The organism is Kurthia sp. 11kri321 (assembly GCF_001534765.1).
Classification (GTDB): Bacteria; Bacillota; Bacilli; order Bacillales_A; family Planococcaceae; genus Kurthia; species Kurthia gibsonii.
The window spans coordinates 1,714,343-1,737,091 of record NZ_CP013217.1 but is presented as its reverse complement, the minus strand read 5'-3'; the positions used below and the strand labels follow the sequence as shown (position 1 = coordinate 1,737,091).

Below are 22,749 nucleotides of genomic sequence, written 5' to 3'. Positions count from 1 at the left end.
CAAACTCGGGGGAGTGGAAGAAATTTGAGAAACGAAATAGAAGCATCAGTGAACCAATTGCATACTTTATTTGAACATTGTGCGGATTTCGTTTTTTACATGGAAAACGTAGATGGACAATTCATTTATCGTTATGTTAATCCCGTGGCACTTGAAAAAGTATTTCAACAACAATCGCCAATCAATCAAACATTACAACAACATGTTCTAGTTTTAGAAACGCTACATGTCATTGAACGCCACTATAGACAAGCGCTTGAGACAAAAGAACAAGTTGTATTCCGAGATTTTTACTTGTTTTCAAATACACCCACAACGAGCGAAACAACTGTTATTCCATTCGGGAATGGAGAAGCGGTCTTAGCTATTACAAAAGAAGTTGATATCTTAAAAACAATAGAGGAAGAAAATCACTTTTTAAGAACATTGTTTCAAGAACAGATGAATCCTATTTTGGTGTTAAATACAGAATATGAAGTTATTAAAGCAAATAAGCGTTTTTATGAAACATTTGGTTTCCAACCCAATATTCTTAGTAGAAACTTTTTTGATATAGCAAATTTAGATGAAGAAAAAAGAGTAGTATTCTTTAATGCTCTGGCGAATGCACGCCGAGGTCGCCGTACAATGGTTCGGCAAAAATTGATTAAGGTGCGACAAGAGACAGCAGAATTTATTTTGAGTTTCACACCTATTTTACTGCATGAACGTGTTGTCGCAATTTGCATTCAGGCACAGGAATATACACGTAATATTGCGCTTCAGGAATCTTTAGATGAAGCAAGTACGATTTTGAAAGCGTATCAATTCGCTCTAAATGAAGCTGCTAATCTATGTATGACGGATGCAGAAGGTGTCATTGAATATGTTAGTCCAGGATATGAAAAGATATCACAATATAAAAAAGAAGATTTAATTGGACAGACGAATGGTTTACTTAATTCAAGACAGCACCCGAAAAGCTTTTATAAAGAGATGTGGGATACGATTAAAGCGGGTCAGCCTTGGCGTGGTGAGATTTGTAATCGAACACGTCTCGGAACGCATTTTTGGGTGGATACAACCATTGTGCCAATGTACGGATCAGATGGCGAAATCGAACACTTCTTGTCGATTTGTTTAGATATTACAGATAAGCGTGTGATGATGACGAATTTACGCAATATTGAACGTACTTTCCGCTTAATTACAGAAAATACAAATGATTTTATCGTTATTACGAATGAAGATGGTATTGTACTATATGTTTCGCCTAATCATGAATCTCGTTTAGGTTATGAGAAAGAGGAGTTACTTGGTCAATTTTATTTAAGTGTTTTAACAGAAGAGAGTAAGATGGTATTAAGTACAGAACTTGATGTGCTTTTAGAAAATGAAGGCGAATCACAGTTAGAATTACAATTATGTACGAAGTCAGGCGAACGTGTCTGGATTGAAGCACATATTACAGCTGTAGAAGATACAGAACGCTCTGAAGTGTATCAATTCGTTATTATTGCCAGGGAAATAACGAAGCGTAAACAAAAAGAAGATGAGCTTCGATTCCTTGCGTATCACGATAGTTTAACGCTCTTACCGAATCGTCGTTACGTGACACTAGAGTTTCCGAAGTTAGTGAAGCAAGCGATTACATCGGGGACTGCACTGACGCTACTCTATTTAGATGGCGATAATTTTAAACGTATTAATGACTTATACGGACATGATATGGGGGATGACTTCATTCGAAACTTTGGGCAAGCTTTACTAGAAAGTGTACGCGATCATGATATTGTTGCGCGTATTGGTGGTGATGAGTTTATCGTCATTTTATCGAATATGTCATTAGATGATGACAAGCGAAATCGTCAAACGCTACAAACAATTGAACGTATTCAAAATACACTACGCCGTGGTTGGATGATTGGAAGTACACACTTCTCACCAACATCTTCAATCGGTGTAGCGAGCTATCCGAAAAATGGAGAATCTATTAATGAATTAATGGGTCATGCGGATGAAGCGTTATATGTGGCAAAGCGTATTAACGGAAAAGACTCATATCATATTTCAGAAAAGTATTTTCAGGAGGATGTGTAATGAAAAAAATCTTATTGGTAGAAGATGAAAAAAGCATTGCACGTTTTGTTGAATTAGAGCTACGTCACGAACAGTTCGATGTAACCGTTGCATACGATGGTCGCAGTGGATTGGACTATGCTCTTACCGAGTCATTTGATTTAATATTACTCGATGTCATGCTACCTGAACTGAACGGTATAGAGGTGTGTAGACGCATTCGAAAGGAATCAGATATACCCATTTTACTCATTACAGCTAGAGATGCTGTTATGGACCGTGTAGCGGGATTAGATGCAGGAGCGGATGACTACATTGTAAAGCCTTTTGCGATTGAAGAATTATTAGCACGTATTCGAGCAGCACTTCGACGCACAACGACAATGAAGGAGGAAGAAACGCCTATTCTTCGTTTCCGTGATTTATTCATTGATGAGCAAGCGTATACAGTCACAGTTGAAGGACAGGCGCTTCAATTAACAAAAACTGAATATGATTTACTCGTGTTACTCGTTCAAAATCAAAATCGTGTCTGTACAAGAGAACAGATTCTTGTAGCAGTATGGGGGTATGACAGCGAGGTAGAGACGAATGTAATTGATGTATACATTCGTCATTTACGTGCGAAGTTGCCACCAGACTACAGTCATGCAATTGAAACAGTAAGAGGAGTGGGATATGTGATGCGCACATGAAAATCAAACAACAAATAATGCAGAAGTGGATGCACCAATCGTTAAAAACGAAGTGGGCGTTCATATCTGCTTTTGTCATTTTTATTAGTTATTTATTTATTTGTGTTGTGATGTATGTATCATTACAATCATGGCTACTCTCAGATGAAAAACAGTCTGTCACACGTTCGATGAATGACCTCACATCCTTCTTTGAAAGTCGTGGTCCTTACTTAACGCTTGAAGAAGTCCAGCGCAACGAGAATTTAATTAATGGCATTGTCGATAAGAATCAAACAGCACGTATTTTAAATGCAGATGGCGTCGAAATTCTTCGCATTAATAATACGACAAAAGAGATTCCAGCCATACCATCTGATGTACCCAGCCGAGGCTATGCACTTGAAACATTAAAAGTGGATGGAGAAAAAAGTTTTGTAGCAACTGCAAAACTACGTCTAGGCGCGTTTGAAGGATATATTCAATTAACGCATCCTTTGAGTTCCTATGTATCACTCATGCGCTATTTATTAACAGCAATGATTTTAATGGGTGTGATAGCGCTTGTGTTATCATCAGCTGTTGGTTACACGTTGGCAACGAGGCTGTTGCGACCACTTGACCGTTTACGCTTTGAGATGAATCGTGTATCGAAAGAAGGTTTTGAAGCAAAAATCGAATTGCACGAACAAAGGCATGATGAGATTGGTGACTTACTTGATGTGTACCGTAAGATGATGGTGGAACTTGAAAATTCTTTTTTACAACAACAACGATTTATTTCCGATGCCTCTCACGAGTTACGTACGCCGATTCAAATTTTAGAAGGTCATTTAAACTTAATCAAACGATGGGGAAAAGATGATCCAGAAGTATTGGCGGAATCACTCGATACGTCTTTACAAGAGATTCATAGAATGCGCTCTTTAATCGAAGAGTTATTAGACCTTGCAAGACGTGAGAAAAAAGATATTCAAAATGGAGTAAATTTAATAGAAGAAACTAAAAAAGTAATAAATGAAACAAAACAATTACATCCAGAGGCTGAAATCATACTTGTGAGTAATGAAAATGATACCTTGAATGCAGCAATATCAAGGGATGCTTATAACCAAATTGTACGAAACCTATTACAAAATGCTATTCGTTATACCGAAAAAATTCCAAATATACGAATAAGCTTGACAAATGCGGCTGAGTGCCACAAAATCGAAGTCGAAGACAATGGTATCGGCATTCAATCAGATGCCATTCCACGTATATTTGATCGTTTCTTCCGAGTGGATGAAGCACGTTCGAGAGAGCATGGAGGAACCGGTTTAGGCCTGGCAATCGTCAAGATGCTTGTTGAAAAGTATGATGGACAAATTTCAGTAACAAGTAAGGTAGGAAAAGGCACGAAATTCACTGTTAAAATTCCTAATTTTAACAATAAAGATGGAATAAATTAAGTAATTACGTGTTTCAAGTCCAAATTTGCTGAATTTGATAAAAAATATTGTATTTTTTGTGAAGAGTAGTAAGATTGAAGGGGAAAAAATATTATATCTAATTGCTAAAAGAATTCGCTTACATGCAAGCAGGTATGATTGGTAAAATATACAGTGGATTTTCATATTATTATTATAACTATTGGAAAGATGCCACTAGGCAAAAAACTTGGAGGTTATTCTCATGTCAAACAACGTTTCACCATGGGCTGCTTTTTCAGGACCTAACCTTGGCTATGTGATGGATATGTATGACCTATACTTAACATCACCAGAGGAAGTAGATGCAGAATTAGTAGCATTATTTGAACAATACGGTGCGCCAGTTGCTCCAGCAGCACAAGGCGGCTCAGAAGTAGCAGCAGTTGCTTCATCAGGTAATATTACAACAATTCTTACAGCGGTTAAATACGCTGATGCAATTCGTAACTTTGGTCACTTAGCAGCAGACATTTACCCACTTCACAATCAAGCAAGAGATACGAAGCGTATTGAAGCAGCAACTTACGGTCTTACAGATCAAGATCTAATCGAAGTTCCAGCTTCTGCACTTATCAAAGAAGTACCTGCAGGTGTACGCAACGGTTTAGATGCAATCAACTACTTAAAAGAAATTTACACAGGTAAAATTGCATTTGAATACAACCAAGTTGTTGGACAAGAAGAAAAAGAGTGGATCCAATCTAAGATTGAAAGCGGTTCACTAAATGGCGCATTAACTGCGGATGAGAAAAAAGCTGTATTAAACATGTTAAACAATGTTGAAGGCTTTGAACAATTCATGCACAAAACTTTTGTCGGCGTAAAACGCTTCTCAATCGAGGGTGTTGACTCTTTAGTTGTATTAATTGATGAATTAATCAAACGTTTTGAAACAAAAGGTACAAACGATGTTCAAATCGGTATGGCACACCGTGGTCGTCTAAATGTGTTAACACATAACGTTCACAAACCATACAAAATGATGTTGGCAGACTTTGCACACGTACCAAGCGATTTATTCGTACCAGAAGACGGTTCACTTGTTGTAACAAAAGGCTGGTCTGGCGATGCGAAATATCACTTAGGTGCAACATATAAAGCAGACAATGGTAGTCGCGTATCATTAGCTTACAACCCATCACACTTAGAAGTTGTATCACCTGTTGTAAACGGTGCAACACGCGCTGTTCAAGAAGATACATCAAAACCAGGTTTACCTGTACAAGACACTTCTAAATCAGTATCAATCTTAGTGCATGGTGACGCAGCATTCGCTGGTCAAGGCGTTGTAACAGAAGGCTTCAACTATGCAGGAACAAAAGGATTCACAACAGGCGGTTCTGTACACATCATCGCTAACAACATGATTGGTTTCACAACGGAACGCTATGATTCTCGTTCAACTGTTTACTCTTCAGACTCTGCAAAAGGTTACGAAATCCCAGTATTACACGTAAACGCTGATGCACCTGAAGCTGTAATTCAAGTTGCACGTTTCGCAGTTGAATACCGCGCGAAATTTGGTAAAGACATCGTTGTTGACTTAATCGGTTACCGCCGTTATGGTCATAATGAAATGGATGAACCAATGATTACAAACCCAGAAATGTACAACATTGTTCATAACCACGATACAGTGCGTGCGTTATACGGTAAACAATTAGTATCTGAAGGTGTTGTAACAGATTCAGATGTACAACAACTACAAGCAGATATTAAAGCAACATTACAAGCAGAATTAGACGTTGTAAAATCAGCTGGACAAGGTGCAGAACCTGATCACTCAGTACCACAAGTTGTACTTGATGGATTCCCAGAAGTTGATACATCCGTTGAAAAAGAGCGCTTAACAAAAATGAATGCTGAATTACTTCAATTCCCTGAAGACTTCAACGTATTCAAAAAATTAGGTAAAATCTTAAACCGTCGCCAAGATCCATTTGAAGGCAAAGGTAAAATTGATTGGGGCCATGCAGAAACACTTGCATTCGGTACAATCATCCAAGACGGTCACCCAGTACGTATTTCAGGTCAAGACGTACAACGTGGTACGTTCGCACACCGTCACTTAGTATTACACGATGAGAAAAATGGTAACGAGTTAACAATGTTACACCACATCTCAGGTGCAAAAGCTTCATTCGATGCAATTAATAGCCCATTATCAGAAGGGTCAATTCTTTCATACGAATTTGGTTATAACATTCAAAATCCAAACGCTTTAGCAATTTGGGAAGCACAATATGGTGACTTCGCAAACATGGCGCAAGTTATTTTCGATAACTTCATTTCAGCTTCACGTTCGAAATGGGGCGTTAAATCAGGTTTAGTGATGTTATTACCACACGCAGCTGAAGGACAAGGTTCTGAGCATACATCTGCTCGTTTAGAACGTTTCTTACAATTAGCAGCAGAGAATAACTGGACAGTCGCAAACCTTTCAAGCGCAGCGAACTACTTCCACTTATTACGTCGCCAAGCAGCAATGTTAAATACAGAAGCAATTCGTCCACTTGTATTAGTATCACCAAAATCACTACTACGTAACCAAATCGTAGCAGCTGATGTAGATGAACTAGCGAATGGTAAATTCGAAACTGTCATTGAGCATCCTGTAACAGGTAAAGATGCGAAAAAAGTAGAGAAACTTGTCTTTGCATCTGGTAAAATGGCAATTGATATTGCAGAAAAAGTAGGAGAAGGAAAAGGATATGAGCACTTACACTTAGTACGTGTTGAACAGTTATACCCATTCCCATCTGAAAAAATTCAAGCAATCATTGAAAAATATCCAAATGTAAAAACACTTGCATGGGCACAAGAAGAACCGAAAAACATGGGTTCTTGGTCATTCGCTGATCCTTACTTACGCGAGTTAGAAGGCGATCACGAAATTCGCTATGTAGGTCGTGGGGAACATTCTTCACCAGCTGAGGGAGATCCAGATTCATTCAAAGTAGCACAAACAAAAGTGATTGAAGAAGCAGTATCTAAATAATCGTTCATCATATTGAAGGAGGAAATTTAAAATGGCTGACATTATCGTACCAGAATTAGCAGAATCTATTACAGAAGGTGAGATCGTACGCTGGGTAAAACAAGTGGGCGACTCTGTAGAAAAAGGCGAATTCATCGTTGAACTTGAAACAGATAAAGTAAACGCTGAAATCATCTCAGAAGAAGCAGGTGTTTTAACTGAGATCCTTGCACAAGAAGGCGATGTTGTAGAAGTAGGCGCTGTTATCGCACGCGTTGACGCAAATGCAACAGGCGCTGCTCCAGCACCAAAAGAAGAAGCACCAAAAGAAGAAGCGAAACCAGAAACACCAAAAGAAGAAGCTCCTAAAGCTGCTCCAGCACCAGCTGCACCAGTAGTAGAAGAAACATCTTCAAACGAACGCATTATCGCTTCACCAGCTGCTCGTAAATTAGCACGTGAAAAAGGAATCGATCTTGCTGCTGTATCACCAGTAGATCCACAAGGTCGCGTACGCGTACAAGACGTAGCTGCACATGGTACAGCTCCAGCGGCTCCTGCAGCACAAGCTACACCAGCAGCTCCAGCTCCTAAAGCTGTAGATGATTCTCGCGTAGAAGCAGTGAAAATGACTCGTCGTCAACAAACAGCTGCTCGTAAATTATTAGAAGTATCACAAAACACTGCGATGCTTACAACATTCAACGAAATCGACATGACAGCAGTTATGGCACTTCGTAGCCGCAAGAAAGATGCTTTCATGGAAAACCATGACGGTACAAAACTTGGCTTCATGTCATTCTTCACAAAAGCTGTAACAGCAGCACTTAAAAAGTACCCAGCTGTTAACGCTAAAATCGTTGGTGACGAAATCCACTACAACAAGTTCTATGATGTAGGTGTAGCGGTATCAACTCCAGACGGTCTTGTAGTACCAAACGTACGTGACACAGATCGCAAAAACTTTGCTGAAATCGAAGCAGACATTGCTGAGTTAGCAGTAAAAGCACGTAACAAAAAATTAGCATTATCTGACCTTGAAGGTGGTTCATTCACAATCACAAACGGTGGTATCTTCGGTTCATTAATGTCTACACCAATCATCAATGGTGACCAAGCAGCAATCCTTGGTATGCACAACATCGTAAAACGCCCAATCGCTGTAGGCGACGAAATCGAATTACGCCCAATGATGTACGTAGCATTATCTTACGATCACCGTATCATCAACGGTAAAGAGTCTGTTGGTTTCTTAAAAATGGTTAAAGATTTAATCGAAAACCCAGAAGATTTATTATTAGAAGGTTAAGAAAACCCTTGCGTAGCAAGGCTTTAGTAGACTTCTTGAAATAGAGAAAAAGAGAAAGCCTCCGAGAAATCGGGGGCTTTTTTTGTGTTGTTTTTCTAATTTGATCACATTTTTGACCACAAGAGCTATAAATAAAATTTATATAATTAGTATGTTATAAAAGAGGAACTTGTTTTTTCAATCTAGTCTAATTGAGATACTTGATTCATATTCTAAGAATGATGAGTCTGTTTTTTTATATTATTGAACAGTAAAAAAGAACTGATTTTCTTAGTTCGCTTACAATTTGATAATTAATTGTTTAATATAGTAAAAAATACTATATAATAGATAATTAAATGATAACGAATTTTATGTAAACGTATCATTTGTTAAGTATGCTATATGGAAAAGAGTGAAGTGTATGCGAATGAAATTTGAAATTGAACCTTATGAAGATATGTTAGATGAACCATTTGAAGTAAGTAGTTATTTTTTGGACCGAATCAATATGTACATAGAAAAAAATAATCGTATGGAAGAGTTTTGCACATCGACATTTCATTCGTCTATTTTATTAGATCTCGCAGAGGGTTTGATTAACATGTACGAGCAGAATCAACAACCATTTGTGATTGAAATGTTTGAAAGTACATATGAATATACGTTTACTTATTTCCAAAAGCTTTTGACGATTACTCGATACGAAGGATATAACGGAGAGACGATTGAGATGATGAAGTGTCGCTTTGACGACTTTGTGGAAGCCTTTGTGAAGGAATATGAGAGATACCATAAGGCGATTTTGAAGCAGGATCGCCAAGCCTTTGAAAATGAGCATTATTGTATGATGCGTGACCAGATTAATATTTTGAAAAATCATGTGAACGGTGTGATTTAGGGGGAGATTCATGCGAATGAGATTTGAAATTGAACCAGATGAAGAGCTAGCGCAATTGCCTTTTCGAGTATCGACGTATTTTGAATATCGTATGAATGTGTTTGTTTTGCAAAATGGTGTAGAGAAAGAGTTTTGCACATCGACTTTTCATTCGTCTATTTTATTAGATCTCGCAGAGGGTTTGATTAACATGTACGAGCAGAATCAACAACCATTTGTGATTGAAATGTTTGAAAGTACATATGAATATACGTTTACTTATTTCCAAAAGCTTTTGACGATTACTCGATACGAAGGATATAACGGAGAGACGATTGAGATGATGAAGTGTCGCTTTGATGATTTTGTGGCAGCTTTTGTGACGGAATATGAGAGATACCATAAAGCAATTTTGAAGCAGAATCGCCAAGCCTTTGAAAATGAGTATTATTGTATGATGCGTGACCAGATTAATATTTTGAAAAACCATGTGAATGGTGTGATTTAGGGGGGGGAGATTCATGCGAATGAAATTTGAAATCGAATTATATGAGGATATGATGGGTAAACCATTTTGTTTGGATACGTATTTTAATTGTCGAATGAATATATTGATTTATCAAAATGGTGTAGAGAAAGAGTTTTGCACATCGACTTTTCATGCTGCAATCTTAGTCGGAATCGCAAAAGGTTTAATCGAAATATATGCCGATGAAAAATCGAAATTTACAGTTGAAATGTATGAAAGTACGCTTGAATATACGTTTACCTATTTCCAAAAGCTTTTGACGATTACTCGTTATGAGGGATATAACGGAGAAACAGTTGAGATGATGAAGTGTCGCTTTGACGATTTTGTGGCAACTTTTGTGACGGAATATGAGAGATACCATAAGGCGATTTTGAAGCAGGATCGCCATGCCTTTGAAAATGAGCATTACTGTATGATGCGTGACCAGATTAATATTTTGAAAAACCATGTGAACGGTGTGATTTAGGAGGGAGATTCATGCGAATGAGATTCGAAATTGAACCAGATGAAGAGCTAGCGCAATTGCCTTTTCGAGTATCGACGTATTTTGAATATCGTATGAATGTGTTTGTTTTGCAAAATGGTGTAGAGAAAGAGTTTTGCACATCGACTTTTCATGCTGCAATCTTAGTCGGAATCGCAAAAGGTTTAATCGAAATATATGACGGTGAAAAATCGGGATTTACAGTTGAAATGTATGAAAGTACGCTTGAATATACGTTTACCTATTTCCAAAAGCTTTTGACGATTACTCGTTATGAGGGATATAACGGAGAAACAGTTGAGATGATGAAGTGTCGCTTTGACGATTTTGTGGCAACTTTTGTGACGGAATATGAGAGATACCATAAGGCGATTTTGAAGCAGGATCGCCATGCCTTTGAAAATGAGCATTACTGTATGATGCGTGACCAGATTAATATTTTGAAAAACCATGTGAACGGTGTGATTTAGGAGGGAGATTCATGCGAATGAGATTCGAAATTGAACCAGATGAAGAGCTAGCGCAATTGCCTTTTCGAGTATCGACGTATTTTGAATATCGTATGAATGTGTTTGTTTTGCAAAATGGTGTAGAGAAAGAGTTTTGCACATCGACTTTTCATGCTGCAATCTTAGTCGGAATCGCAAAAGGTTTAATCGAAATATATGACGGTGAAAAATCGGGATTTACAGTTGAAATGTATGAAAGTACGCTTGAATATACGTTTACCTATTTTCAAAAGCTTGTAACGATTACTCGTTACGAAGGATATAACGGAGAGACGATTAAGATCATGAAATGTCGTTTTGAAGATTTTGTGGAAGCCTTTGTGAAGGAATATGAGAGATACCATAAGGCAATCTTGAAGCAGGATGGCCATGCCTTTGAAAATGAGCATTACTGTATGATGCGTGACCAGATTAATATATTGAAAAATCATGTGAACGGTGTGATTTAGGGGGGAAGAAAGAGATGCGAATGAAATTCGAAATCGAATTGTATGAGGATATGATGGGTAAACCATTTTGTTTGGACACGTATTTCAATTGTCGGATTAATATATTGATTTCTCAAAATGGTGTAGAAAAAGAGTTTTGTACATCGACGTTTCATTCATCCATTTTATTAGATCTTGCGGAGGGCTTGATTAATATGTATGAACAGAACCAACAAGCATTTATGATTGAAATGTTTGAAAGCACATATGAATATACGTTTACTTATTTCCAAAAGATTTTAACGATTACCCGCTATGAAGGATATAACGGAGAGACGATTGAAATCATGAAATGTCGCTTTGACGATTTTGTGGAAGCCTTTGTGAAGGAATATGAGAGATACCATAAGGCAATCTTGAAGCAGGACAGCTATGCTTTTAAAAATGAAGATTACTGTATAAAACGAGATCAAATCAATATTTTAAAAAATCATGTGAACGGTGTGATTTAGAGGGCGATAAGCATTAAATCTTAAAAAAATTCATTTCCTTTTATATTTATACGTTTCTGTAGTACAATAGAAGTGGAGGGGATTAAATGCTTACTAAAATTAGAAAAGTGAAATTCGAACCCGCAACAAAAAAACCCGTTTACCAAGTCATTATGGAATGTCCAGAAGGGCAGCAGTTATATATCAAATTTGATTATACACAAGCAACAGGAAACTTTTGGCCGCTACAAGTGATTTATAATAAGAAGAGCTATGGCTCAAAGTTAGCATGGTACACGCAAAAAGTTGAAAAAATGCCTGTTCAAGAATTTTTAGGCAATATCTCGGCAAAGATTAATCGCAAGTACGATTTTACATTTAAAGAACCTTTAACAAAATAATCAATAACCTATTATTCTAGGAAGGCGGGGCTTCATTCATCACGAGGCGACTTCGCTTGCCTTTTTAGTTTAGAGGGATTTTGAAACAGATGCAGACAATGGAGGAGACTTCGTTGTTTTTTTATTAAAAAAATTAAGAGGTGTGCAAATTTTTGCACACCTCTTTTGGTATATTAACCACAAGTTCAGATAAAAATAGTGTTTATTAAAATAAACGCTTTAAATCCTACAAATTCAGATTTATCTACAGTATAACTTATTTAGCTGAGTAAAAAAAGATTCTGAAATACTTGTTATAATTTTACAGGTAATATATACTATTTTCAGGAATTAATAATAAAAGAAACGAGGTGCTAAAAATGAGAGTTGCTTTACAACTTAAAGTCAAAAAATTACCCATTCAATATCGGATGATTTGTCTGGCTTTTGTAAAAGAGATGATTCGCCAAAGTGATGAAGAAATGTATAATCGCTTATACGATAATGTCAAAAAGCCGAAGCCTTTAACGTACAGTATCTATATGCGAAACTTTAAAGCTTCACAGACCTATTATGAAATGGAAGGTGCAACCTTTATATTTTCTTCCTCTGATCCGATGATTGCGTTAGCCTTCATTAATAGTGTATCAACGATTAAAAAGTTTGAGCATCAAAATGTATCAATTGAAATCGAACATGTTCGACTCGTAAAAGAAGTAGTTATTCGTGAACAGCAAGCAGAGTTTGCAATTTTAAATGCAATGTTAGTAGAAGATGTACATGGAAAACCTGTTTTAATTGATGATGAAAATTTTGAAACAGAGTTAAATCATATTATGAATGCTAAGTTTCAGTACTTATATGGTAGAACCTTAAAAAAACCGTTAAAAATTGTGAAATATCGTTTGAAAAAAGTAGTCGTAAAAGAAACAAATCGTCATGCCAATGGAAAAACATTATATTATACAGGGCAAAAAGGAAGAATTGTTTTAAATGGACATCCAGAAGACTTACAAAATCTTTATTACGATGGAATTGGTTTACGAACGTCTAGTGGTTGGGGGACTTTGGAATTTATAAAGTAAGGAGGGATGAACATGTATGAACATTTGTATATTCATGAATGGATTTATAATGCTGGGGCAGTTGCTATGCTCCAGCTAGATTCACAAAAGGAAATTAAAGTGAATGCGAATCGTTTAGATGTACCTATAGAGTGGATTGAACAATTACCACAACGTCTTTTTGATTATTTGATTGAAAATTATTCACGCGCGCAGAATACATTGGAGTGGCTACAAAAAACAATAAACTATGCGCGGAAAAACGTGGATGAAAAAGATAAAAAACAACAGACTGCTTTTAAAATATCTATTGATCGATTTAAAAATACTTTAAAAGATAGTTTAGCAAAAGTGAAAAAATATTTTGAAGAAGAAGAAGAAGCCATAGAAGCGGAACGATTAGAAAAAGAGAGTTTAGAAGCTTTAAAAGATAAAAATTTTGAATTATTAGAACACTTAATAAGTGAAATTCGAATTTTATTAGAAAAGAAAGAAGTAGATGAAAAAATCACGTTAAATTATGTGAAAGCTGTTATTTTAGCACCTGCTTCTGGTCAAGTTTCGTTTTTAAACGTTTCGAAAAATAAAGCGACACGACAAGAACAACAACAAATTTTTTATACAGATTTTGTTGAGCCAGTATTAATTGAGTTACGTCTACGCATGTGGATTGAACAGCAAGATGAAGAATCCTTACTTACTTTTTTACGAAAAAGTGAATATATAATCGCAAAAGAATGGCGAAAAGCACATAAGAAAGCTACAACAATCGATTTTGAATGGTTTGAACAATATCCTAAATGTGCAGCATTACCTAATCATTGGGGGACACTTCCATTCGAAGAAAAAATCTTTATGCCACTGGCTTCCACAAGTCTAAATGATCGTTGGTTTGGACATAAAGACTATATTCAAGTAATTAGTCCACTTGCACGTTTATTACTCTTTTTATCGCCACTTGGTTGTACACGTTATCGTAAAAAAACAGCAAATTCGGAGGAAATGGTATTTGCGTTTTTACACGTAGAGGGAGATTGTAAAGAAAGTCTAAAACGTAATCGTGCTTTTTCAAAAATCATGCATAATGAAAATTCGCTCATAGAGGCTTTACGAGGAACACATGAGAAGCAACAGCAGATTGAAAAAGCGAGAAGAGAAGTAACCGTATTAATTGAATGGTTTACAGAGAGTAAAGCGAAAAAGACATTATTAGAATATCGATGGATTGAAGAGCGTTTTTATAAATATGTTCTCAATGAAAATTATATTTCGCAAGTTTATCCGATGGAATTTCGAGAGGCAATTGTACAACAACATTTACGAAACTATGATACAAAAATGTTGATTCAACAAGAGCTATATGAGCAATTAAAAAAAGATACGAGGCGTAACACATGGAGTGTGTACCAATGTTTACGTATACGTGAACTCATGATGGGAGGAAGTACAGTGGAACAACAAAAGTCTCTAACAGATCGCATGCATGGTACAGGTCGTGCGTTAAGGTTAGCATTAACGAGTAATGATGTAAGTAATAGCGGGCAAAATGAATACAAAGCATTGAATAGTAAGAAGTTAGATGCATCTATTTATCGTATTTTAAATGCGGCTAAATCGGGTAATCGTACATTATTTTTTGAATTGGTTATTCGACTGAGTATATTAGCAGGACGAAAAATCAGCAAGGAATTTGCACAATGTCTTGATCGAGAAGTGGTGAACGATGCGAAATTTGCAACAATGTCACTGGCATTTGTCGCAGGATTAATGGCTGTCCAAACAAAAGAGGAGGAGAAAAAAGATGGGGAAAACAATTAGTCTATCGGTTATAGTAGAAGCGAGTCCGCTAAATTATGGTGAAGGTTTTGGAAATGTATCGGAAATGAAAAAAATAAGTCGTGTAGACGGGAATACGTATCCATTTGCATCGCGCCAATCGATTCGTTATGACATTGTTCGTTTGGGAAATGAATGGTTTGGATGGAATTTAGATACCGTATCCAAAACAAAGGGAACAGTGCAATTTAAAGATGATGTAACGATTGCCGATTCAGTTGAAATGGATTTATTCGGTTATTTGAAAACAAGTAAAAAAACGGGTGAAAAAACAGGTGAAAAATCACGTAAGCGTGCGGCAGTTGCTCGCTTAAGTCACGCAATTGCGTTAGAACCCTATACGGGAAATTTTGAATTTCTTACAAACATGGGTTTAGCTGAACGTATTGACGATACAGCAAACTTAGCAAACATCGAAAATCATTTAAGCTACTATACCTACACGATTACAATTGATTTAAGCCATATCGGTATTGATCAAAACGATTCGTTAGAGTTATCAAATGATGAAAAATATGAGCGTGTAGTACAACTACTCGATATTATTAAATTACTTTCTCGTAATATTCGAGGTCGTCAAGAAAACCTAACACCAAAATTTATTATTGGTGGTCTTTATCCAGTAGCGAATCCTTTCTTTTTAGGCAATATCAAAATGAATGTAAAGGCGTTAGAACTTGCGCCGCTAAAAGATACAATGGCATTAACATTTGCTGGACAGTCAATCGGTGAATGTACACAGATTGGACTGACACAAGGTACATTTTCAAATGAAGCAGACGTAGTGGAGCAGTTTGCAGGTCAAGTGCATACAGTGGAACAATTCTTCCAACAACTTTCAAAAGAAGTCGCACATTACTATGGTGTAGCACATGCAACTACTCAAGATTAAACTATTTCAGGAAACCGCATGCTACTTGAAGCCTTTTGCTTTTAAAGTAGGCGAAACATATCCCCTTGCACCGTTTTCAACGGTCAAGGGCATGTTACATGCTATTTTAAATGCGAAAGAGTATATTCCACTGCAACTCTCTATTCAAGGTGAGTTTGAAAGTATGTTCGTTGATTATCAAAAGAAATATATGTATAAGAAGTCAGATGTACCGGCACAATTGATTACAGATGGACTAAAAGAACAAGTTGAAACAGATTCGAACCTTGTTACAACGATGCCTATGTATCAACACTTATTATTTAATGTCACGCATGTCATTCATGTACAGGCAGAACCAACTATTTTAGAAGAACTCTATAACAAGTTTCAAAACCTTTCGACAACCGTTAGTTTAGGTAGATGGGAAGACTTAGTAAGAGTAGACCAAGTTGAATTGATAGAAGTACAAGAAGAAGGAAATGACGTAACAAAATATACACAATATATTCCAGCTACTTTGCGTGAAGAGTATGAAATGGGAGAAAATAGCCCGTTCTATCATTTACCACGAAAATACACGATTGTACGAGGACGTAGACAATGGGATTACATCGAAGCGATGCTAATACCTAAAGAAACAGATATATCTCTACATGATTGTTTTGATGAAGAAGGATTACCGATTTTTTTAATGGAGGGATAACAATGTATTATGCAAAATCAAAACCAACTCCCTTGACGATTAAAGAGCATACAGATGATGTGGTAGAGGCTGTTCGTGTTTTGAAAAAAGCTGTGGAATCTGATCTTACATTTTGTCCTAACCAATGGGAGCTGCTTGAAATAGCAGCTCTTTATCATGATATTGGTAAATACAGTACAGGATTTCAACAACGCATTCAACAAGCTTTACAACTACCAATCAATCAACAAAACCAACTGCGTAACTACCCACATAATTATATTTCTACGATGATGTTGCCATTAAAGTCACTTAGTAAAAAAGGATATCCGAAAAATGATTTAATCATTTTAACGTTAGCAATTGGTTATCATCATGAACGAAGTCAAGTTCCTCACCTAGATGAATTAAAGTCAATTTATGAAGAACAATTAGCACCTTATTTACAAGAGATTCAACAAGATTTTCAACAAGAAATTGGTCCACCAAACAGTGGTTTTTTGAAACACTTAATTAATCGTTCACTCATCTATCAACAATTACAAAAGAAACAACTACACACCAACTATATTTTACTGAAAGGACTGTTACAAAAAACAGACCGTGCTGCCTCTGCTAAGTTGCCAGGCGAAGATATTACACATTATATTGAGCGCGCAACACACACGAATGTTGGTAAACAAACGGAAGCTTTTATTGTGGAAAAATACAATCAATTACGTCCACTTCAACTTTTTGTAAGTCAGCATAAAGATAAAAATATTATTTTAATTGCACAGACAGGGAGTGGTAAGACGGAAGCAGCGCTCATCTGGATTGATGCACAAAAAGGCTTTATTACATTACCGCTGCGAGTTAGTTTAAATGCATTATACTTGCGTGTAACAAATAAAGAAGGTATGAATTATCCGCATGTAGGTTTATTACATTCCACAGCACTAGATTATTTAATTCAGAGTGAGATGGACCATGAACAAACGTCGTATGAACAATTAGTTTTGCATACACAACATACCGAGAGACTAGCAGAAAAATTAACCTTCTCTACGGTTGATCAGTTATTCAAATTTCCACTATTGTATCAATCATTTGAAATTGAACTCGCTACGCTTGCGTATTCAAAAGTAGTAATTGATGAAATTCAAGCATATGATCCGAAAATTGTCGCAATTTTACTAAAAGGATTAAAAATGATTGATGAACTAGGTGGTAAATGGATGATTATGACAGCTACAATGCCAGCGATTTTTTTAGATAAAATGCAAGAGCTAGAGTTATTAGGCAAAAACACCGTTCAAGAAACGATTTTGTTGAGAGATGACCGAGATTCAAATCCTGAAGTACCAAGAAGACATTATGTCGAAGTGAGAAATCAATCCATACATGATTTTTTAGATGATATACAAGAAAAAGGTAGGAAATCCAAAGTATTGGTTGTCGTAAATACGGTAAAACAAGCTTTAGCACTTTATAAAGAATGCAAAAAGAATCAACAAATTCAAACGAATCTACTGCATTCACAATTTACACCATTACATCGTACAGCAAAAGAAAAAGAAATTTATAAATTTGCGCAGTTATCAAATGAAGAAGCAGGTGTATGGATTTGTACGCAAATTGTAGAGGCTTCTTTAGATGTAGATTTTGATTATTTATTTACAGAAGCTGCGACAGCAGATGCATTGTTCCAACGCTTCGGACGTTGTAATCGTGCAGGAAAGCGTTACAATGGGGGCGTTCCAAATGAGGCGAATATTTTTATTGCGGCTAATTTAGAAGAAGTGAGCGGGATTGACTATATTTATGAGAAAAAGATTGTTGAAAATAGTCTACAAGAATTGACTCAGTTGCCCTCACCATTAGTAGATGAGCAACAAAAAATTCAAATTGTAAAAGATGTATTTAGTCAAGAACAGTTAGAAGATACAAAATATTTACAAATATTCGAACAGACTTTTGAGGATTTAGAAGGGTTACGTCCATTTGAATTAAAAAAAGAAGAAGCTCAAAAAATTTTGAGAGATATTACAACAGTTCCGTTCGTCGCAGGGCAAAAAAATTATGAAAAAGTGATTGCATATATTGAACAATATAATGAAGCGAAAACATTGAAGCAATATAACCAAATGAAAAAAATTCAAATTGATATGGAACGATACTTGATTACAGTAAATCCGTATCGTTTAGAAAATCAAAAGAAAAACGAAAATTTTCAATTAAATAAATTTGCCTATCGAGATTTTGAACATATTTATTTTTCAACAGACGTATCTTATTCAAAAGAACAGGGATTAGACCTAGTGTTAGATGAGACAGTGGACTACTTTTTTTAAAGAGGTGAGTAAATGGATCAGACAGTAGGGGGTTTACATGTACAGTATTTTGCGGTTTGTAAGCGGAAGTTATGGTTATATAGTAAACAAATTGGATTTGAAACGGAACATGAAAAGGTAATAGAAGGAACTGTGTTACATGAAAATTCGTATAAAAGAAAAAAGAAAGAATATAACATTTCAAATCATGCAGTAGTAGATGTAGTAGATCAAGAGTATATTCAAGAAACTAAATTATCGAGTAAAATGCAAAAAGCAGATGAACTACAATTATTGTATTATTTATATTTATTGAAATTGAGAGGAATAGATAAAAAAGGAAGGATTGCTTATACAAAAGAAAAGAAAGTAATCGACGTAGAATTAACAGAAGAAAAGGAAAAAGAAATTAAGCGTATTTTAGCTGAAATTCATACCATTTTGGAAGAACCCTTTGCCCCTAAATTAAAAAAGAAACCATATTGTAAAAGTTGTGCGTATTATGACTTTTGCTATGCATTAGAAGAGGAGTGATTCTATGCAACGTGATATTTATATGTTTGCAAATGGAACAGTTAAAAGAAAAGATAATACAATTTATTTAATTTCAGAAGATGAACAAAAAAGAGCATTACCAATTGAACAAATTGAAAACTTACACTTATTTGGAGAAGTGAATTTGAATACATCTTTTTTAAATTATGTAGGACAAAAAGATGTAGCTATTCATATCTATAACTATTATGGCTTTTATTCAGGTAGTTTCTTGCCACGCGAAAAAAAGGTATCTGGTTTAGTAACAGTAAATCAAAGCGCGCATTATTTACAACCAGAAAAAAGACTATATCTAGCAAAGGCTTTTATAGAATCGGCAGTATTTCATATGATTCGCTTTAATCGAAAAAAGCACAATCAAGATTCTTTATATGTAAAAGAAATTCAAAAATTACGTGAAGGAATTGGAAATGCGAAAAGTGTAGCGCAATTAATGGGATTAGAAGGTATGATGAGACAAAACTATTACCGAGCATTAGATGAACTAATTCCAAAAGAGTTTTCCTTTATGGAACGCACAAAACGTCCACCTAAAGATGCTTTTAATGCGCTCATATCTTTTGGTAATACAATGATGTATACGACTATTCTAAGTGAGATTTATAAAACGCAACTGAATCCAACGATTAGTTATTTACATGAACCTTCCCAAAAACGCTTTTCATTATGTTTGGATTTAGCCGAAATTTTCAAACCTCTTTTTGTAGATCCTTTAATCGTTTCTCTTGTGAATACGAAACAGATTCAATTAGAACATTTTGATTTTGAAGAAGGTTTTGTCTACTTATCTGAACAAGGACGTAAAATCTTCATTCAAGCATTCGATAAAAAATTAAAAGATTCAATTCAGCATCGTCAATTGAAAAGAAAAGTAACCTATCGCTACTTTATTCGTTTAGAGTGTTACAAATTAATTAAGCATGTCATTGGTGATACAAGTTATAAACCGTTGAAAGCGTGGTGGTGAAATGTTTGTCATTATCACATACGATGTAAATGTAAAAAGAGTAGGGAAAGTTTGCAAAAAATTAAAGGAACATCTTACATGGACACAAAATTCTGTATTTGAAGGAGAAATTACAAAAACACAATTTTTAAAGTGTAAACAAGCAATCGAGTCTATTATTGACCCTGCACAAGATAGCTTATATTATTATGTGGTAGAAAATCCAAGACATATAAAAAAAGAATTATTTGGATATGAAAAAGGAGATATGGATTTATTTTTTTAATTGGTGCATTCTGGTATAATATTAGCAAATGCGAATGAAGTGTTGATATATTAGTGTTTGTGATATTGTTTTAAGAATGTTACTTTACACGACTAGAGGTTCACTGCAAAACCGCTCTTAAAAACATTGGTATTATCATGTTTTGGGTCGGGATTTTATCTGAACATAGAGAGATTTAAAGCCAAATAATAATAAAATGTAAATACGTGCTACTAAATTTTATCTGAACATAGAGAGATTTAAAGGTCATCGTGCATTACATCATGATGGAAAACACCGTATTTTATCTGAACATAGAGAGATTTAAAGAAACCAACCGATAAACCACCAAGTGAAACTGAAAATGGATTTTATCTGAACATAGAGAGATTTAAAGTGTATTCAACAAAGAAACAAAGCGCGTTACGTGCGAGATTTTATCTGAACATAGAGAGATTTAAAGGGCTTCAACGGAAAACCATCCGTCGATTGGTTCAAGTGATTTTATCTGAACATAGAGAGATTTAAAGATACATTTGGCGAAGAACGACCGCAAGAACATATTATATTTTATCTGAACATAGAGAGATTTAAAGATGGTTGCATTAGCTTTTTTATGGTTTTATTTTGTTTTGATTTTATCTGAACATAGAGAGATTTAAAGTGTTAAGCATAACGGTACACTGTATTACCCAAATGATTTTATCTGAACATAGAGAGATTTAAAGTTAATACGATCTGCCAACGTCAACTTGTTAAGAATTATTTTATCTGAACATAGAGAGATTTAAAGTGATTTTGCGCCACCCACGATTCAGGTACACGCGCCATTTTATCTGAACATAGAGAGATTTAAAGTTTTTAGAGTTAGAAATACCAGATGGTAAGCAAATCAATTTTATCTGAACATAGAGAGATTTAAAGTAGTCTACATGGTCAAAAGGTACGTATCCCATCAAAATTTTATCTGAACATAGAGGGATTTAAAGTGTATTATCCGAAGTCAAGACGTTCGATTCCTGTTCATTTTATCTGAACATAGAGGGATTTAAAGGATAAACCATCGCTTGAACGGAGCAGTCGTTTTAAATTTTATCTGAACATAGAGGGATTTAAAGTGATCTTCGATTATTTTTACACGCATACCATTCCAATTTTATCTGAACATAGAGGGATTTAAAGTCTAATACATCTTCTACACCAGGTGTTTCTTTACTTAATTTTATCTGAACATAGAGGGATTTAAAGATCTAAGAATCATCACCACTTGTTAACTCAAAAAACATTTTATCTGAACATAGAGGGATTTAAAGGCTTTTGATGAAATCAAAGAAGAACTCGAACTGAAAATATTTTATCTGAACATAGAGGGATTTAAAGAAGTTTCTACCCCTAAAAGATATCGTGAGTATTCTTGACTTACTCGCACTTTACGGGATTTAAAGAAGTTTCTACCCCTAAAACCTAAGAAAACTTCTATTATTTTATCTGAACATAGAGGGATTTAAAGGTGTTTGTAATACGTGTTGTAATTCTTTTAGGAAATCATTTTATCTGAACATAGAGGGATTTAAAGTTGTTACGTTCTTTATACTAATAAGGAAAGCGTTCGATTTTATCTGAACATAGAGGGATTTAAAGAAATAGTCATCATGATAATAACCATTTTCTTCTGTATTTTATCTGAACATAGAGGGATTTAAAGGCTATTTTGCCAGATGGAAAAGTAGCGTTTTCACTAAACATTTTATCTGAACATAGAGGGATTTAAAGACCTCATCCCGCATTACACGTGACGGTGAATGAATTCATTTTATCTGAACATAGAGGGATTTAAAGACCTCATCCCGCATTACACGTGACGGTGAATGAATTCATTTTATCTGAACATAGAGGAATTTAAAGCGTCGTCATCATCGTCATAGTCTGATACTTCGAGATTTTATCTGAACATAGAGGGATTTAAAGTTATATAAACCAAATACGACAACAGCACCCACTTTATTTTATCTGAACATAGAGGGATTTAAAGTTCGATTTTG

Annotated in this window: 20 protein-coding genes and 2 CRISPR repeat arrays (1 of these 22 running past the window's edge); all 20 genes read left to right on the top strand. The window is 35.4% G+C overall.

Annotation, left to right across the window (positions count from 1 at the left end):
- Nucleotides 1–24: 24 nt before the first annotated feature.
- Complete coding sequence (locus ASO14_RS08935) at nucleotides 25–2,079, top strand: sensor domain-containing diguanylate cyclase (protein WP_082701435.1); 2,055 nt, start codon at nucleotides 25–27, stop codon at nucleotides 2,077–2,079.
- The gene (locus tag ASO14_RS08930; RefSeq protein ID WP_068453990.1) at nucleotides 2,079–2,753 is read left to right on the top strand and encodes a response regulator transcription factor; all 675 of its coding nucleotides are present in this window, start codon (nucleotides 2,079–2,081) and stop codon (nucleotides 2,751–2,753) included. The genes ASO14_RS08935 and ASO14_RS08930 overlap by 1 nt, the downstream gene beginning before the upstream one ends.
- Complete coding sequence (locus tag ASO14_RS08925) at nucleotides 2,750–4,183, top strand: HAMP domain-containing sensor histidine kinase (RefSeq protein WP_231726945.1); 1,434 nt, start codon at nucleotides 2,750–2,752, stop codon at nucleotides 4,181–4,183. Before ASO14_RS08930 ends, ASO14_RS08925 begins: the two co-directional genes overlap by 4 nt.
- Before the next feature lie 223 nt (nucleotides 4,184–4,406).
- Nucleotides 4,407–7,202: a 2-oxoglutarate dehydrogenase E1 component gene (locus ASO14_RS08920; protein WP_068453988.1), complete on the top strand. Its 2,796-nt coding sequence runs from the start codon at nucleotides 4,407–4,409 to the stop codon at nucleotides 7,200–7,202.
- A gap of 31 nt (nucleotides 7,203–7,233) precedes the next feature.
- The gene (odhB, locus tag ASO14_RS08915; RefSeq protein WP_068453986.1) at nucleotides 7,234–8,490 is read left to right on the top strand and encodes a 2-oxoglutarate dehydrogenase complex dihydrolipoyllysine-residue succinyltransferase; all 1,257 of its coding nucleotides are present in this window, start codon (nucleotides 7,234–7,236) and stop codon (nucleotides 8,488–8,490) included.
- 403 nt (nucleotides 8,491–8,893) lie between these two features.
- Nucleotides 8,894–9,370: a hypothetical protein gene (locus ASO14_RS08910; protein WP_068453981.1), complete on the top strand. Its 477-nt coding sequence runs from the start codon at nucleotides 8,894–8,896 to the stop codon at nucleotides 9,368–9,370.
- Between the two features lie 10 nt (nucleotides 9,371–9,380).
- Complete coding sequence (locus tag ASO14_RS08905; RefSeq protein ID WP_068453980.1) at nucleotides 9,381–9,857, top strand: hypothetical protein; 477 nt, start codon at nucleotides 9,381–9,383, stop codon at nucleotides 9,855–9,857.
- Nucleotides 9,858–9,870: 13 nt separating this feature from the next.
- A complete protein-coding gene (locus tag ASO14_RS08900) occupies nucleotides 9,871–10,347 on the top strand; it encodes a hypothetical protein (RefSeq protein WP_068453978.1) in 477 nt (158 codons plus the stop codon).
- A gap of 11 nt (nucleotides 10,348–10,358) precedes the next feature.
- Nucleotides 10,359–10,835 (top strand): hypothetical protein, encoded by a 477-nt coding sequence (locus ASO14_RS08895; protein ID WP_068453977.1) that lies wholly within the window; start codon nucleotides 10,359–10,361, stop codon nucleotides 10,833–10,835.
- Between the two features lie 11 nt (nucleotides 10,836–10,846).
- Complete coding sequence (locus ASO14_RS08890) at nucleotides 10,847–11,323, top strand: hypothetical protein (protein WP_068453975.1); 477 nt, start codon at nucleotides 10,847–10,849, stop codon at nucleotides 11,321–11,323.
- Nucleotides 11,324–11,337: 14 nt separating this feature from the next.
- Nucleotides 11,338–11,814 (top strand): hypothetical protein, encoded by a 477-nt coding sequence (locus ASO14_RS08885; protein WP_068453973.1) that lies wholly within the window; start codon nucleotides 11,338–11,340, stop codon nucleotides 11,812–11,814.
- Between the two features lie 86 nt (nucleotides 11,815–11,900).
- Nucleotides 11,901–12,194 carry a hypothetical protein gene (locus tag ASO14_RS08880; protein WP_068453971.1) on the top strand — a complete coding sequence of 98 codons (294 nt, stop codon included), beginning with the start codon at nucleotides 11,901–11,903 and terminating at the stop codon, nucleotides 12,192–12,194.
- 359 nt (nucleotides 12,195–12,553) lie between these two features.
- A complete protein-coding gene (gene cas6, locus ASO14_RS08875; protein WP_068453969.1) occupies nucleotides 12,554–13,258 on the top strand; it encodes a CRISPR-associated endoribonuclease Cas6 in 705 nt (234 codons plus the stop codon).
- A 12-nt stretch (nucleotides 13,259–13,270) separates the two neighbouring features.
- The gene (locus ASO14_RS08870) at nucleotides 13,271–15,055 is read left to right on the top strand and encodes a hypothetical protein (protein ID WP_068453967.1); all 1,785 of its coding nucleotides are present in this window, start codon (nucleotides 13,271–13,273) and stop codon (nucleotides 15,053–15,055) included.
- Nucleotides 15,039–15,965: a type I-B CRISPR-associated protein Cas7/Cst2/DevR gene (gene cas7i, locus ASO14_RS08865; RefSeq protein ID WP_068453966.1), complete on the top strand. Its 927-nt coding sequence runs from the start codon at nucleotides 15,039–15,041 to the stop codon at nucleotides 15,963–15,965. Before ASO14_RS08870 ends, cas7i begins: the two co-directional genes overlap by 17 nt.
- A gap of 25 nt (nucleotides 15,966–15,990) precedes the next feature.
- Nucleotides 15,991–16,650: a type I-B CRISPR-associated protein Cas5b gene (gene cas5b / locus ASO14_RS08860; protein WP_231726944.1), complete on the top strand. Its 660-nt coding sequence runs from the start codon at nucleotides 15,991–15,993 to the stop codon at nucleotides 16,648–16,650.
- Nucleotides 16,651–16,652: 2 nt separating this feature from the next.
- Nucleotides 16,653–18,962: a CRISPR-associated helicase/endonuclease Cas3 gene (locus ASO14_RS08855; RefSeq protein ID WP_068453963.1), complete on the top strand. Its 2,310-nt coding sequence runs from the start codon at nucleotides 16,653–16,655 to the stop codon at nucleotides 18,960–18,962.
- Between the two features lie 12 nt (nucleotides 18,963–18,974).
- A complete protein-coding gene (gene cas4 / locus ASO14_RS08850) occupies nucleotides 18,975–19,475 on the top strand; it encodes a CRISPR-associated protein Cas4 (RefSeq protein WP_068453961.1) in 501 nt (166 codons plus the stop codon).
- A gap of 4 nt (nucleotides 19,476–19,479) precedes the next feature.
- Entirely contained in the window at nucleotides 19,480–20,463 is a 984-nt protein-coding gene (gene cas1b / locus ASO14_RS08845; RefSeq protein ID WP_068453959.1) for a type I-B CRISPR-associated endonuclease Cas1b, read from the top strand.
- Between the two features lies 1 nt (nucleotide 20,464).
- Nucleotides 20,465–20,728, top strand: a complete 264-nt coding sequence (gene cas2, locus ASO14_RS08840) for a CRISPR-associated endonuclease Cas2 (protein WP_068453957.1) — start codon at nucleotides 20,465–20,467, stop codon at nucleotides 20,726–20,728.
- Between the two features lie 152 nt (nucleotides 20,729–20,880).
- Nucleotides 20,881–22,087: a CRISPR direct-repeat array (repeat unit 29 nt; unit sequence ATTTTATCTGAACATAGAGGGATTTAAAG).
- A gap of 100 nt (nucleotides 22,088–22,187) precedes the next feature.
- A CRISPR array of direct repeats spans nucleotides 22,188–22,749; the repeat unit is 29 nt; unit sequence ATTTTATCTGAACATAGAGGGATTTAAAG (it continues 57 nt past the right edge of the window).

Bases quoted from the DNA above. Each gene is read 5' to 3' on its own strand.
- ASO14_RS08930 (WP_068453990.1), top strand. From the start codon at position 2,079: ATGAAAAAAATCTTATTGGTAGAAGATGAAAAAAGCATTGCACGTTTT.
- ASO14_RS08925 (WP_231726945.1), top strand. From the start codon at position 2,750: ATGAAAATCAAACAACAAATAATGCAGAAGTGGATGCACCAATCGTTA.
- ASO14_RS08920 (WP_068453988.1), top strand. From the start codon at position 4,407: ATGTCAAACAACGTTTCACCATGGGCTGCTTTTTCAGGACCTAACCTT.
- odhB (WP_068453986.1), top strand. From the start codon at position 7,234: ATGGCTGACATTATCGTACCAGAATTAGCAGAATCTATTACAGAAGGT.
- ASO14_RS08910 (WP_068453981.1), top strand. From the start codon at position 8,894: ATGCGAATGAAATTTGAAATTGAACCTTATGAAGATATGTTAGATGAA.
- ASO14_RS08905 (WP_068453980.1), top strand. From the start codon at position 9,381: ATGCGAATGAGATTTGAAATTGAACCAGATGAAGAGCTAGCGCAATTG.
- ASO14_RS08900 (WP_068453978.1), top strand. From the start codon at position 9,871: ATGCGAATGAAATTTGAAATCGAATTATATGAGGATATGATGGGTAAA.
- ASO14_RS08895 (WP_068453977.1), top strand. From the start codon at position 10,359: ATGCGAATGAGATTCGAAATTGAACCAGATGAAGAGCTAGCGCAATTG.
- ASO14_RS08890 (WP_068453975.1), top strand. From the start codon at position 10,847: ATGCGAATGAGATTCGAAATTGAACCAGATGAAGAGCTAGCGCAATTG.
- ASO14_RS08885 (WP_068453973.1), top strand. From the start codon at position 11,338: ATGCGAATGAAATTCGAAATCGAATTGTATGAGGATATGATGGGTAAA.
- ASO14_RS08880 (WP_068453971.1), top strand. From the start codon at position 11,901: ATGCTTACTAAAATTAGAAAAGTGAAATTCGAACCCGCAACAAAAAAA.
- cas6 (WP_068453969.1), top strand. From the start codon at position 12,554: ATGAGAGTTGCTTTACAACTTAAAGTCAAAAAATTACCCATTCAATAT.
- ASO14_RS08870 (WP_068453967.1), top strand. From the start codon at position 13,271: ATGTATGAACATTTGTATATTCATGAATGGATTTATAATGCTGGGGCA.
- cas7i (WP_068453966.1), top strand. From the start codon at position 15,039: ATGGGGAAAACAATTAGTCTATCGGTTATAGTAGAAGCGAGTCCGCTA.
- ASO14_RS08855 (WP_068453963.1), top strand. From the start codon at position 16,653: ATGTATTATGCAAAATCAAAACCAACTCCCTTGACGATTAAAGAGCAT.
- cas4 (WP_068453961.1), top strand. From the start codon at position 18,975: ATGGATCAGACAGTAGGGGGTTTACATGTACAGTATTTTGCGGTTTGT.
- cas1b (WP_068453959.1), top strand. From the start codon at position 19,480: ATGCAACGTGATATTTATATGTTTGCAAATGGAACAGTTAAAAGAAAA.
- cas2 (WP_068453957.1), top strand. From the start codon at position 20,465: ATGTTTGTCATTATCACATACGATGTAAATGTAAAAAGAGTAGGGAAA.